This window comes from Xanthobacter wiegelii (assembly GCF_043193855.2).
Classification (GTDB): domain Bacteria; phylum Pseudomonadota; class Alphaproteobacteria; order Rhizobiales; family Xanthobacteraceae; genus Xanthobacter; species Xanthobacter flavus_A.
This window is the reverse complement of record NZ_CM195529.1, coordinates 4,409,022-4,422,569: the sequence shown is the minus strand read 5'-3', so window position 1 is coordinate 4,422,569 and position 13,548 is coordinate 4,409,022. Positions and strand designations below refer to the sequence as shown.

8 protein-coding genes are annotated in these 13,548 nt (G+C 69.9%); 3 read left to right on the top strand and 5 right to left on the bottom strand.

Going from position 1 to position 13,548, the window contains the following annotated elements:
* Positions 1 to 768, bottom strand: a complete 768-nt coding sequence (locus V5F63_RS20650) for an ABC transporter permease (RefSeq protein WP_394102688.1) — start codon at positions 766 to 768, stop codon at positions 1 to 3.
* Between the two features lie 496 nt (positions 769 to 1,264).
* On the opposite strand from V5F63_RS20650, the gene biuH reads away from it, so the two are divergent.
* Positions 1,265 to 1,945: a biuret amidohydrolase gene (gene biuH / locus V5F63_RS20645; protein ID WP_394027655.1), complete on the top strand. Its 681-nt coding sequence runs from the start codon at positions 1,265 to 1,267 to the stop codon at positions 1,943 to 1,945.
* Positions 1,946 to 1,980: 35 nt separating this feature from the next.
* On the opposite strand, the gene V5F63_RS20640 is transcribed toward biuH, so the two are convergent.
* The 4 genes from V5F63_RS20640 to V5F63_RS20625 form a co-directional block, all read right to left on the bottom strand.
* A complete protein-coding gene (locus V5F63_RS20640; protein WP_394102689.1) occupies positions 1,981 to 2,487 on the bottom strand; it encodes a helix-turn-helix domain-containing protein in 507 nt (168 codons plus the stop codon).
* 160 nt (positions 2,488 to 2,647) lie between these two features.
* Positions 2,648 to 2,947 carry a UBP-type zinc finger domain-containing protein gene (locus tag V5F63_RS20635; RefSeq protein WP_209485229.1) on the bottom strand — a complete coding sequence of 100 codons (300 nt, stop codon included), beginning with the start codon at positions 2,945 to 2,947 and terminating at the stop codon, positions 2,648 to 2,650.
* Positions 2,944 to 4,590 (bottom strand): FAD-dependent oxidoreductase, encoded by a 1,647-nt coding sequence (locus V5F63_RS20630; RefSeq protein WP_394102690.1) that lies wholly within the window; start codon positions 4,588 to 4,590, stop codon positions 2,944 to 2,946. Before V5F63_RS20630 ends, V5F63_RS20635 begins: the two co-directional genes overlap by 4 nt.
* A 94-nt stretch (positions 4,591 to 4,684) precedes the next feature.
* Complete coding sequence (locus V5F63_RS20625; protein WP_509210808.1) at positions 4,685 to 9,799, bottom strand: AAA family ATPase; 5,115 nt, start codon at positions 9,797 to 9,799, stop codon at positions 4,685 to 4,687.
* Between the two features lie 611 nt (positions 9,800 to 10,410).
* On the opposite strand from V5F63_RS20625, the gene poxB reads away from it, so the two are divergent.
* Together poxB and V5F63_RS20615 are read left to right on the top strand one after the other, a co-directional pair.
* On the top strand, positions 10,411 to 12,144 hold the full coding sequence (gene poxB, locus V5F63_RS20620) for a ubiquinone-dependent pyruvate dehydrogenase (protein WP_394102692.1): 1,734 nt from the start codon (positions 10,411 to 10,413) through the stop codon (positions 12,142 to 12,144).
* A 179-nt stretch (positions 12,145 to 12,323) separates the two neighbouring features.
* Positions 12,324 to 13,472, top strand: a complete 1,149-nt coding sequence (locus tag V5F63_RS20615; protein WP_394102693.1) for an alkene reductase — start codon at positions 12,324 to 12,326, stop codon at positions 13,470 to 13,472.
* Positions 13,473 to 13,548 lie beyond the last annotated feature (76 nt).

Here is a 13,548-nt window from a genome sequence, read left to right as displayed (position 1 = left end):
TCAGCGGCCGGACCAGTGGACCAGCAGCTTCTCGGTGGCGAGAAAGACGAGGTTGAGGCCGTAGCCGAGGATGCCGGACACCAGGATGGTGCCGTAGAGCTGCGGCAGGTCGAAGGTGATCTGGCTGTCGATGATGCGCTTGCCGAGGCCGTTGTCGGAGCCGATGAACATCTCGGCCACCACGATCACCACCAGCGCCATGGAGACGCCGGTGCGCAGGCCGATGAAGGTCTGCGGCAGGCTCTCGTAGAACATCACGTCCTTGAACACGCGCAGGCGCGAGGCGCCCATCACGCGGGCGGCGAGCACACGGGTGGGGCGCGCGTGCATCACGCCATAGGCCACGTTGAACAGGATGACGAGGAAGGCGGCGAAGGCCGCCACCGAGATCTTCGAGAAGTCGCCGAGGCCGAAGATGATCATGAACAGCGGGAACATGGCCGTGGCGGGCGTGGAGCGGAAGAAGTCGATGAGGAATTCGATGGAGCGGTAGACCTTCTCGCTCGCCCCCACCACGATGCCCAGCGGCACGCCCAGCAAAGCGGCGAGGGCGAAGGCGTGGAGCGTGCGCTCCAGCGTGTAGAGAAAATCCTGCCCGAGCCCGGCGCCCATGTTCTCCCAGATGGCCTGGAGCGTGCGCACGGGGGAGGGCAGCAGCTTGGGCGTGACGAGGCCGGCGGCGAACACGCCGTACCAGATCAGGAAGAGGGCGAGCGGCCCGATGGCCATGTACCCCCAGCGGCGCCAGCCCGAAATGTCCGACTGCATTTATTTGCCTATTATTCGATCAGAAATGGTCAGTTGCATACCGGGATCATCGTGAACGATCGTGCGCCATCTCGCTCGCCGGGCGAGGACTGGACGGCTCGATCGTCCTGACCAAAGCAAGCGAGGGGCCATCTGCCACCGCGACACACGCAATTTTTGTCATGTCCTGAACGCCCGAGAGGAAAACCACGCTCGCAGAGTGGTTTACGAAGAGAGGCGGCGCCGGCCTGCCGGGCGACGGTTTGGGCGTAACGGCCGCGCGTTGCTACCTCTGATTTAGAGCGTGCGTGCTAAAATAAGCACAATAGATAGGCATATGCATGCACTGTGCATGCAATGCAGCGGCAATGGCCCGCTCTGGCCGGCGACTGCGTGACCGGAAGTCGATATAAGCCTCTGCAAAACATCGTATTTTTAAACCGCGCCCGCGGGCGGCCCGCATCTTGCTGCGGTCGAGAGGGCGCCTGCTGCGCGTCCCATCGATCTGGAGGAACCCGTGCCCGTGATTGCCGCCGACCCCTATTCCTGGCCCTTCGACGGCGTGATCTCGCCGAAAGACACCGCGCTGGTCGTCATCGATATGCAGACCGATTTCTGCGGCCCCGGCGGCTATGTGGATGCGATGGGGTACGACATCTCGCTCACCCGCGCGCCGCTGGAGCCCATCTCCCGCGTGCTCGCGGCCATGCGGGCGGCGGGATACTGGATCATCCATACGCGCGAGGGGCACCGTCCCGATCTTTCCGATCTGCCGGAGAACAAGCGCTGGCGGTCGCGGCAGATCGGCGCCGGCATCGGCGATCCGGGGCCGTGCGGCAAGGTGCTGGTGCGCGGCGAGGCGGGCTGGGACATCGTGCCGGAACTGGCCCCGCTGCCGGGCGAGATCATCATCGACAAGCCGGGCAAGGGCTCCTTCTACGCCACCGACCTGGAGATGATCCTGCGCACGCGGGGCATCCGCAATCTGGTTCTCACCGGCATCACCACCGATGTCTGCGTCCACACCACCATGCGCGAGGCCAATGACCGCGGCTTCGAATGCCTGCTGCTGGAGGATTGCTGCGGCGCCACCGACGCCGGCAACCATGCCGCCGCGGTGAAGATGGTGAAGATGCAGGGCGGTGTCTTCGGCGCGGTGTCCAATTCCCGGGATTTCGTCGCCGCGCTGCCGGCCTGAGCGCGCCGCGTCAGAGACAACCGGATGGCCGCGCGTCAGGCGCGCGTCATCCGGCGCCAGGCGTTGGGGCTCATGCCGCTGTGGCGGCGGAAGATGCGGTTGAGGTGGCTCTGGTCCGAGAAGCCGCAGTCGAGGGCGATCTCGGCCAGCGGCAGGGCGCTCTCCACCATCAGCGTGCGCGCCCGCTCCACCCGCTTGCGCAGCACGAAGGCATGGGGCGTCTCGCCCAGGGCGATCTTGAACACCCGCCCGAAATGGCTGGGGCTGAGACCGACGCAGGCCGCCATGCGCTCCAGCGTGATGCTGCTGGCGATGTGCGCCGCCACGAACGCCTCCAGCCGCCGGATCTGCCAGGGGGCGAGGCCGGACGCGCGGGGCGCCTCGGGCACGGTGTCGAGGATCTCGATGGCCCGCGCGAGCAGCGAGCGCGCCACCGTGGGATCGAAGGCCACGACCTCGCGCGCATCGGCGAGGAGCCCGGCGACCACCAGGCCGGCGGGGATGGCGGAAGGGCCGTTCGGGCGGGAAGTGGCGAGGGACATCATGCGCTCCGCTTCGGATGGCTCGGTTGGATCGGCCCATCTTCCCCGGCGGGGCACCTCCCTGAAATCGCATGAAGATTGCTTCGCACGACACCTGCGTTGGATGGCGGCAAACCAAAGTATGCCGCGCGCATCGCAGGCGGAACGCGCCGGACAGGCGTCAGGAAAAGCGCGGGATCGGCCCGACCTGCGGGGTCTGGTCGGGCAGGTCCACCTCCTCCGCATCGATGTAGCACCAGCCCCAGCCTTCGGGGGGATCATAGCCCTCGATGATGGGATGCCCGGTGGCCCGGAAATGGGCGCGTGCATGGCGGTGGGGGGAGTCGTCGCAACAGCCCACATGGCCGCACGTCCGGCACAGCCGCAGGTGTACCCACGCGCTGCCGATTTTCAGGCACTCCTCGCACCCCTTCGCGCTCGGCGTCACCTCTTGGATGGCTCTCTTGTGCGTGCAGCTCATCTCGGAGCCTCGTCGCCGGCCGCCTCGGCGAACATGGCATGGATCTGCGCCACCACCGCCGCGCCCTCGCCCACGGCGGCCGCGACGCGCTTGACGGAGCCCGCCCGCACGTCGCCGATGGCGAAGACGCCGGGCACGCTCGTTTCCAGCGGGCGGCGGCCGGCGCCGGTGGTGATGAAGCCCTTGCCGTCCGTCTCCACGCAGGGGGTGGCCCATGCGGCGTTGGGGTCCGCGCCGATGAACAGGAACATGTGCCGCAATTCTCGCCGGTGCAGGCTGCCGTCGCGCCGGTCGCGGAAGGTGGCGGCGGTGAGGCCCGTGGTGCGGTCGCCTTCGAGGCTCGCGATCTCGCTGCCCACATGCAGCTCCACATTGGGCAGCGCGTCGATGCGGTCGATGAGATAGCGCGACATGGTGTCGGCGAGGGGGCGGCGCACCACCACGTGCAGTTTCTTCACATGCGGTGCGAGATAGACGATGGCCTGCCCGGCCGAATTGCCGCCGCCGACGAGGGCCACCTCCTCCCCGCCGCACAGGCGCGCCTCCACCGCCGACACCCAATAGGAGATGCCCGCCCCCTCGAACGTCGCGAGGCCCGGCACGTCGGGCCGGCGATAGCGGGCGCCCGAGGCGATCACCACCGCGCGCGCCTGCACGCGCCGGTCGCCCGCGCAGGCCAGAGACAGCGCGCCGCCGATGCAGTCCAGCCGCTCGACGGCGACCGGAATGGCGACCTCCGCGCCGAACTTCACCGCCTGGTTGAAGGCGCGTCCCGCCAGCGCCTGGCCCGAGATGCCGGTGGGAAACCCGAGATAGTTCTCGATCCGCGCCGAGGCGCCCGCCTGCCCGCCCGTGGCCCGCGCGTCGAGCACGAGAACGGACAGGCCTTCGGACGCCGCATAGACCGCCGCCGCGAGGCCTGCCGGCCCGGCGCCGACGATGGCCACGTCGTAGAGCCGTTCGGGATCGAGCGGCGGCACGATGCCGAGGCATCCGGCCAGTTCCTCGATGGTCGGACGCTTCAGCAGCGCGCCGGCGGGGCATACCGCCAGCGGCAGCTCGTCCGGCTGCACGCCGGTGCGGGCGACCAGAGCGCGGCCCTCCTCGTCGTTGCGCACGTCGAGGACGAGGTTGGGCAGGCCCGCGCGGTTCAGGAAGCCTTGCAGCTCCAGCACCTCCCGGCTGTCCGGCACGCCGATCAGGATCGTCCCCGATCCGCCCTCGGCGATCAGATTGACCCGGCGCAGGATGAGGGCGCGCATGATCATCTCGCCCAGCTCGGCCGAGCCGATGACGAGGGCGCGCAGATGGGCGGCGTCGAAGGGCAGGGCAGTGCAGCCCTGCGCCCCGGCGCGGCCGGAGGCGATGGCGGGCCGCCCGTCCAGCTGGCTCACCTCGCCCGAGAACTGCCCGGCATGGTGGACCGTGACGGGCGCCTCGCCCGACAGCCCGTCGCGCCGCACCACCTCGATCGTCCCGGAGATCACCAGCCAGGTAGGGGCGTCCACGGCGCCGATCTCGTAGAGGGCCTCCCCGGCCGCGAAATGCTGCTCCGGGCCGCTGGCGAAGCGCCGCGCGACGGCGATCTGCTGCGGAGTGAAGGCGGGAAACATCTGGTGCTCGCGCGCGTTGGTCGTCGTCACGATGACCTCCGGTCCGGGAATGGTGCTCCGGCGCTGGCGTCTGCGCGGGCCGCCCGCATCTTATGGCCGGTCGGGCCGCCCGCGTCTTCTATACTCAGGTTTGCGCGTCCGGTTCCGGCCGGGCGGTGTCATCGAGCGCCTTCAGGCTGAAGAAGAAGACGCTGCCCTCTCCCACGGTCGAGCGCGCCCGCAGCACGCCGCCGTGCGCGTCGATGATGGAGCGGCAGATGGACAGGCCGATGCCCATGCCCGCGTGCTTGGTGGTGAAGAAGGGCTCGAAGATGCGGGCGAGCACGTCCTCGCTCATGCCGCGGCCGGTGTCGGCGATGCTCAGGCGCACCTCTCCCGCCTCCTGCACCGTCTCGATGGTCAGCCGCCTCCGGCCGGGATCGGCCGTCTCCATGGCGTGGATGGCGTTGGTGATGAGGTTGAAGACCACCTGCTGGAGCTGCACCGGATCGGCCTCCACAAGACGCCGGTCCTCCGCCAGGCGGGCGTCGAGCACGATGCCGTTCGCCTGGAGATCCTTGACCACCAGCCGCAGCACGTCCTCGGCGAGGTCTTCGAGGCGGATCGGCTCCAGCGTCGGCGCCGAACGCTTGGCGAGGGCGCGCAGGGACTTGACGATGCCCGCCGCGCGCATGCCCGAGGCCCGGATCTGCTCGACGCCCTGCAGCGCCTCGCCCACGTCCGGCTCGGCCCTCCTGAGCCAGCGCGTGGCCGCGTCCGCGCTCGCCACGATGCTGGTCAGCGGCTGGTTGATCTCGTGGGCGATGGAGGCGGCGTAATTGCCCATGGCCATCATGCGGGAGGCCCGCCCCAGCTCCGCCCGCGCCTCGCGCAGGTCGAACTCCGCGCTGGCCCGCCGCGTGTTCTCGTCCATGAGATCGTTGTAGAGGCGGGCGGCATCGAGCGAGATGGCCGCCTGCGTCGCCAGCAGCTCCAGCAGCGCCGTGCGGTTCGGCGTGAAGACATCCGCCGCGAGGCTGTTCTCCAGATAGAGGATGCCGACGAGGCTGCCGCGCTTGATGAGCGGCATGAACAGCAGCGAGCGCGCGGGCACGCCTCCGTGTCCCGCCGGGCGCAGGCCCGGTTCCTCGCTGGCGGCGTCGGCGAAGACGGTGGTGCGGCGCGTGCGCATCACCGTGTTGAGCAGGGCCAGCGGGAGGTTTTGCGCGGTGGGAACGGCCGAGCGGAGGTCCACGTCCACCTGCTGGTTCTCGATGCGCGCCGAGGCCTCGATCACCGGCTGGTCCGCGCGCATGAGCATCAGAAGGCCATATTGCGCCCCGGCATGGACGATCATTTCCCGCATGAGGGTGCGAATGACCTGATCGAGCCCCACCGTCTCGGCGAGCGTCTGCGCGGCGCGGGTCATGACTTCGAGGTTCAGGCCGTCCTGTCCCGCCGGCTCCGGCGTCGCGTCGCCCGCCGGGAGCAGGCGCGCGCCGGCCCCGCCGCCGGCGAGAAGCGGGAATGCGCGCAGCAGCTGGTCCGCCTTGCCCGCAGCGCCCCAGTGCCGGTAGTGGCTGATCGCCGCCTGCATGTATCCGCCGGCGGGAATCTCGAGCCCGGCCTCCCGGCAGCAATGAGCCGCCAGCTCGTAGGCCAGCGCCTGCTCGTGCACGAAGCCGCAGGCCGCCGCCGCGTCCGCGGCCTGCTCATAGAGGCGCTGCGCCTCCGCCGTCCGGCCGGCGAGCCGCGCGGCCTCGGCCTCCAGCAGCAGGTGCTTGCACTCGAAGGTGGAGGGATTGCGCCGCGCCCGGTCGGCGAAGCACTGCCGCATGGCGTCGAGCCGCTCCAGCGCGCCCTTCCGGGCGGCCGGGCCGGTGCTGGTGCGCGCCACCGCGAGGGCGAGGAAGAGCGCGCACGCCGCCGTGTCGATGTGCGCCGGCGCCGCCCAGCTCAGCGACGCCGCCCTTTCCAGATGCAGCAGGGCGCGGTCGAAATCGCCGAACAGGAAGGAGATAACTCCCGCATAATTTTGTACCCAGAAGAGGGTGGCGAGCGACGTGATCTCGTGATCCGGAACGACCTGCGCGCCGTCATAGTCCCCGGAGGCGAGGGTGTCCGCGAGGCGGAGCTGCGCGGCCAGGATGAACTCGATGTCGCGATACCTGTACTGGCGCGTCCACGCCAAGCCTTCCTCGATGTCCTCCCGCACGGCCGGGAGGGGCGCGCCCAGCATGAGCATGTTGGACGCGATGTGGTTGCGGGCGTAGCAGGCCCAGCCGAGATCGCCGGCCGTGAGGCCGATCTGCGCGGCCTCGCGCGCGCGGTCGAGAGCGAAGCGCAGCGGCCGCGTCCAGACGCTCACCTGGTCGAGGGCCAGGAGCGTCGCCGTCCGCTGCGCCTCGTAGCCATCCCGCTGGACGATCTCCTGCGCCATCATGGCGTAGCTCAACCCGTCCTCGTAGTCGCCGTAAAGATCGGCGCTGAACACGCCGAACCACGCAAAGCCGTAGGCCCCCTCGGGCGTCAATCCGTGGTCGAGTGTCAGCTCGACGATCTTGATCAGGTGCAGCAGGCGCAGGCTGCCACGCACGAAGAAGGACGCGCTGAGGGTGGAGAGCAGAGCCATCGCCGATCGCAGCGCGGGATCGGCGCTCTCCGGCAGGTCGCGCAGTGCGGACACGTCGAGGGCGTTGAGGCGGGCGCTACAGGCCTGATAGGCCTGCTCGAGCTGTTCGTCCGTCACGGACCGCTCGAGTTCGACACCGAGGAGCGCGAGCCCCACCAAGGCCTCGTCGATCGCCCCTTCGTAGTCCGACCGGATGGTCCGCGCGGTGGCCTTGAGGCGGTAGAGGTCCGCCTGGTCGATGGGATTGGCGGCGATCGCGAGCAGCCTGTCGATGGCCGGCAGGGCCTCATCCGTCCGTCCAAGGGTGAGCAGACTGTCGCAATGCAGCCATTTCACCTCGACGAACAGCGCGTGGTGGCTCACCTGCCAGTCGGCAGGCATGAGGCTGCGGGCGGTCTCGATATGGCCTGCCGCCTGATGGACGGCGCCGGCATTGCGGGCGCGGCGGGCGGCGGTTCTCAAGGCCGTCACGAAGGTCACGCGCTCCGCCGCGTCGAGCGCGGAGCGGTCCGCCCGTTCGATCTGCGCGGCCAGGGCGAAGGCCCAGTCCGCATCCCCGTCGCGCGCGATCTCCATCAGGCGGCGGGCGATGGCGAGATGCTCGGCGGGGCGATCCGCCTCGGGAAGCGAGGCATAAGCGGCTTCGAGAACGCGGTCGTGGGCGATGACGTAGTCCGCATCCTGCCGCAGGAGCAGGCCGGCCTCCATGAGCGCGGCCGCGATGTGCGCCGTTTCGTCCTCGGACCGGTCGATGAGGCGCGTGGCATGGGCTGCCGGAAAGCGCCCGCCCACGCTCGCGAGCCGTTGCAGGATGCCGCGCTGGGCCGGCGGCAGGGCATCGAGCCGCTGCAGCATGAAGTCCGACACCGACGCGTAGGCGCCGAAGCGCCGCGCATCCCAGTGCCAGCGCCGCGTCTCGGGATCGAAGGCGAGAACCTTGTCGTCGAACAGCGTCTGAAGAAGCTGCCTCATGAAGAACGCGTTGCCGCCGGTCCTGCGATGGATGATGTCCGCGAGTTCGCCGAGGTCCTCCGGCGCGCCGTTCAGCGCGCTCGCGATGCAGTCCAGCGTCTCGGCCACCGACAGGGGGCCGATGTGGATGTCGGTGGCCGGCAGCGGGCCGTCGCGCGCCTCCGTCAGCAGGCGCGAAAGCTCTGGATGGCGGGCCGCCTCCTCCGCGCGATAGCTGCCGATCACCAGGACATGGGGCGGCGCCTCGCGGATCAGCGCCTGAAGCGCGCCGAGGCTCGCCGCATCCATCCATTGCAGGTCGTCGAGGAACAGGACGAGGGGACGGGCGGGCGTCGCGAACGTTTTCAGGGTCTGGATCACCACCCGCGCCAGGCGCGCCTGCGCCAGGCTCGCGGCTACCTCGGGCAGGGCGCCGCTGTCCGGCAGGATGAATTCCGCTTCGGGCACGAGATCGATCAGGAGGCGGCTATAGCCCGTCAGGTGGGAGGCGAGGCGCTCCCTGATCCCGTCCAGCACGTCGGCGCTTTCCCCCAGCGCGCGCATGATGAGGGTGCGCAGCGCCTGGGCGAACGGCGCATAGGGCATTCCCTCCTGCAAGAGCACGCTCTTGCCGGCGGCGAACTGCGCGTCCGCCGGCAGCCAGGCCTTCGCGAAATGCTCGACCAGAGCGGACTTGCCCGCCCCCGCCTCGCCGTGGATCAGGACCAGCTCGCCGGAGCCCGTGCGGGAGACGCGCCCGAAGGCGTCCACCACTTGCGACAGCTCCGTGGCCCGGCCGAACAGCCCGCGCGCCGCGATACCCTGCCGCGCCAGCTCGCCCCGGCCCAGGGGGAAGCTCGCCGCGCCGTCGCCCGCCGCCAGCGCGGCGCGGGCGAGGCGCAGGTCGATCCCGAGCGCGTCCGCGCTCTGGTAGCGCTGCTCCGGATCCTTGGCGATGAGCTTCATGAGGATGGCATCGATCACCGACGGCACGTCGGCGCGCACGGCGCCGGGGCGCGGCGGCTCGACCGCCACATGGGCGTGCAGCCATTCGGCCATGCTGCCGGCCTGCAGCGGCAGCCGGCCGACCAGCAGCGTGTAGAGCAGCACGCCCAGCGCATAGAGATCGCTGCGGGCATCGCAGGTCGGACGATGGAGCCGCGCCTGCTCCGGCGCGGCGTAGGCGATGGCATCGGGCGCCGCCAACCCCGGCATGTCGCTGCCCGTGGCGCCGACGAGATGGCGGAACCGCACCCGTCCCCGTTCCTCCAGCAGCACGCAGGGCGGCCTGAGGCCGCCATGGACGGCGCCGAGGGCGTGCAGCCGGGCGAGCGCGCCGGCGATCGCCATGCCGAGATCGAGCAGCGCGTCAGGGGCAAGCGTGCCGGGGGTCAGGTCCGCGAGGGTCGCCATCGGGCGATCCGGGTAGAGGAGGATCAAACGGTTGCGGTGCTCCAGCCGCTGGGGCGGGTCCGCGAGGTCGGGCTGCAGCCCGAGCGCCAGCGCCGCTTCCCGATCGAGACGCGCCGCCGCCGGGCTGCCGCGCAGCGCGGATCTCACCCGCCAGCGCTCGCCCGTCAGCTCGTCCTGCGCGAGGAAGGATTCAAGCCCGTCGCTTCTGCCGTCCCGGATGGTCTCGGACGTCAGCGCGAGGCGGTCGAAGGATGCGGCATCCATCCCGCCGCTGCGAAGCAGGGGGCTGGTGCCGTCGAAGGTGCGCGCTCTATCCACTGGCGATCTTTCATCCGATCAGTACAACGACACCTGCAGGTCGCATCCGGTTGCCAGGTCGCATCCGGTTGCCAGGTCGCATCCGGTTGCGAATACGCAGGGCTCCCCGCAACGCCCTCTGGTGTCCCCCCGTCGATTTTGCCGCCGCGCGAACAGGCGCGGAAACGCAGGCACCTTGCTATTTATCATTCGATCAAATAACTCATGTGACGACGCCCGCGTCAAGGCGTGCCGCGACGTGCGCCACAGGGAGGGACGGGCAATCATGAAGGCGGGCTCCGCCTCGTTCGCAGTCATCGGGTCTCGCACGTGGCGCATTGCACAAATCGCCGCGATCTTGCCAAGCGAAGGGGCCGGTCTCTTGTCGATTAGTCCGGTCGCCTTGAACGATCATGGTCGTGGGCGCGATGGCACCGGGCGGGTTGCTGCACCATCCCTTCGGTGTGAGAGGTGATGGCTGCGACCCGGGACGGGAAACGCCAACGCCGGCGCGATCGTCCAAGCCTGCCGCCGCCTGCCGCTGACACTGTCATGCAGGATGCAGAAGGAGTTTGCGAATGGGACGCAAGGTTGCGGATCTGATGGTCGATGTTCTGGCCGGCGCCGGCGTCGAGCGGATCTTCGGCGTCGTCGGCGACAGCCTGAACGGTCTCACCGATGCCCTGAGGCGCCATGGCGGGATCGACTGGTTCCATGTGCGCCACGAGGAGGCGGCGGCCTTCGCGGCGGCGGGCGAAGCGCAGATCACCGGCAGGCTCGCGGTGTGTGCCGGCTCCTGCGGGCCGGGCAACCTGCATCTCATCAATGGCCTGTTCGATGCCCAGCGCAGCCGCGTGCCGGTGCTGGCCATCGCCGCGCAGATCCCCTCGGCGGAGATCGGCGGCGGCTATTTCCAGGAGACGCACCCGCAGTCGCTGTTCGCCGAATGCAGCGTCTATTGCGAGCTGGTGTCCGACCCGCGCCAGCTGCCCTATGTGCTTGAGAATGCGATCCGCGCGGCGGTCGGCAAGCGCGGCGTGGCGGTGGTGGTGATCCCCGGCGACGTGGCGCTGCGTCCCGCGCCCGAGCGCGGCCCTTCCGCCCCCGCAGGCCTGCTGCCGCCGGCGCCCGTCGTGACCCCCGCCGATGCGGATCTCGACGCGCTGGCGGACCTGCTGAACGGGGTGGAACGCGTCACCCTGTTCTGCGGCCGGGGCTGCGCCGGCGCCCACGCCGATCTGATGGCGCTCGCCGAGACCCTCAAGAGCCCCATCGTCCACGCCCTCGGCGGCAAGGAGTGGGTCGAGTACAACAACCCCTACGACGTGGGCATGACCGGCTTCATCGGCTTCAGGTCCGGCTACGACGCCATGCATTCCTGCGACCTTCTGCTGATGCTGGGCACTGATTTCCCCTACAAGCAATTCCTGCCCACCGGCATCCGCATCGCGCAGGTCGACATCCGTCCCGAGCAGCTCGGCCGGCGCTGCAAGCTCGATCTCGGCGTGGTGGGCGACGTGGGCGCGACGCTCCGGGCGCTTAAGCCGCGCCTCACGGTCAAGGACGACCGCAGCCACCTCGATACGGCGCTCGCCGCCTACAAGACCTCCTGCGAGGGCCTCGACAGCCTCGCCACTGGCACGCCCGGCAACAAGCCGATCCACCCGCAGTATCTGGCGAAGATGCTGAGCGACACGGCCGACGAGGACGCCGTGTTCACCTTCGACGTGGGCACGCCGACCATCTGGGCCGCGCGCTACCTGAAGATGAACGGCCAGCGGCGGCTGGTGGGCTCCCTCGTCCACGGCTCGATGGCGAATGCCCTGCCGCAGGCCATGGGCATCCAGGCCGCCCAGCCGGGCCGGCAGGTGATCTCCTTCTCCGGCGACGGCGGCCTCACCATGCTCATGGGCGAGCTGGTGACGCTGGTGCAGACGAAGACGCCGGTGAAGATCGTCGTCGTCAACAACGGGGTGCTCGGCTTCGTGGCGCTGGAGATGAAGGCCGGCGGCTTCCTGGAGACGGGCGTGGACCTCGAAAATCCGGACTTCGCCGCCATGGCGCGGGCCATCGGCATCCACGCCATCCGGGTGGAGGATCCGGGCGACCTGCCGGGCGCGCTGGACGACATCCTTGCCCACGACGGCCCCGCGCTGCTCGACGTGGTGACCGCGCGGCAGGAACTCTCCATGCCGCCCACCATCGCAGCGGAGGAGGTGGAGGGGTTCAGCCTCTGGCTGATCCGCGCGGTGATGAGCGGGCGCGGCGACGAGGTGATCGACCTCGCCGAGACCAATCTGCTGCCGCGCTGATGCGCCAGCCCACCGCCCGGCCTCAGGTCGGGCGGCCCATTGATGTCTATCGCCGGCGTCTCCTCGTGGGGCGCCGGCGTGTTCGTTTGCCTCCCGGTTCCGCACGTCCGGCGCGCAAAGACGCCTCACGCGTGGTGCCGGCCATATCCAGGAGAACGCACTTGCCAAGGAGAACGCCCATGCCCACCTTGTTCGATCCCATCCAGCTCGGCGCCATCGCGGCGCCGAACCGCATGTTCATGGCGCCGCTCACCCGCGCACGCGGCACGCGCCAGCATGCGGCCACCCCGATCATGGCGGAGTATTACGCCCAGCGCGCCAGCGCCGGCCTCATCATCTCCGAGGCCACCGGCATCAGCCGGCAGGGCACCGGCTGGCCCTTCGCGCCCGGCATCTGGAGCGACGAGCAGGTCGCAGCCTGGCGGCCGGTGACGGAAGCGGTGAAGCAGGCCGGCGGGCGCATCGTCTGCCAGCTCTGGCACATGGGGCGGATCGTGCATCCGAGCTTCCTCGATGGGGCCAAGGCGGTTTCCGCCTCGGCCACCACGGCGCCCGCCTACGCCCACACCTATGACGGCAAGCAGCCCCACGCCGAGGCGCGCGCCCTCGACGCGAGCGAGATTCCCGGCCTGCTCGACGACTATCGCCGGGGCGCGCGCAACGCCCGCCTCGCCGGCTTCGACGGCGTGGAGATCCACGCCGCCAACGGCTATCTCATCGACCAGTTCCTGCGCGCCTCGGCCAATCACCGCACGGATGCCTATGGCGGCTCCATCGAGAACCGCGCGCGGCTACTGCGCGAGGTGACGGAGGCGGTGGCCGGCGAGATCGGCGCCGACCGCACCGGCGTGCGCCTCTCGCCCAACGGCGAGAGCCAGGGCGTCAACGATCCCGATCCGGTGCCGCTGTTCCGCCACGCCGCCAAGCTCCTGTCGGAGATCGGCATCGCCTTCCTCGAACTGCGCGAGCCGCCGCCGGACGGCACCCGGGGCAAGCCCGACCATCCGCCGGTGCATCCCGAGATCCGCGCCGTGTTCGACGGGCCGCTGGTGCTGAATTCCGATTTCGATGGCGCCCGCGCCGCTGCCGCGCTGGAGACGGGCGAGGCCGACGCCATCGCCTTCGGACGGGGCTTCCTCGCCAATCCCGACCTGCCCGCCCGTATCCGGCGCGGCATCCCGCTGGCGCCGGACCAGATGGAGACCTGGTACACGCAGGGACCGGAGGGCTACATCGACTACCCCACCGCCGACGCGGCGCTGCTGGACGAGGCGCTGGAGGAGACTTTCCCGGCCTCCGACCCCGTCGCCACAGGCGATTTCCGCTAGCTGCGTAGAACGAAGGACTCGGCGATTTTCGCCGGGCCCTCCATCTCAATCTCCCCCCAATAGAAAAACGCCCCGC

Coding starts and splice junctions, on each gene's coding strand:
- V5F63_RS20650 (WP_394102688.1), bottom strand. CDS start 768: ATGCAGTCGGACATTTCGGGCTGGCGCCGCTGGGGGTACATGGCCATC.
- V5F63_RS20640 (WP_394102689.1), bottom strand. CDS start 2,487: ATGTCCCTCGCCACTTCCCGCCCGAACGGCCCTTCCGCCATCCCCGCC.
- V5F63_RS20635 (WP_209485229.1), bottom strand. CDS start 2,947: ATGAGCTGCACGCACAAGAGAGCCATCCAAGAGGTGACGCCGAGCGCG.
- V5F63_RS20625 (WP_509210808.1), bottom strand. CDS start 9,799: ATGGATGCCGCATCCTTCGACCGCCTCGCGCTGACGTCCGAGACCATC.
- poxB (WP_394102692.1), top strand. CDS start 10,411: ATGGGACGCAAGGTTGCGGATCTGATGGTCGATGTTCTGGCCGGCGCC.
- V5F63_RS20615 (WP_394102693.1), top strand. CDS start 12,324: ATGCCCACCTTGTTCGATCCCATCCAGCTCGGCGCCATCGCGGCGCCG.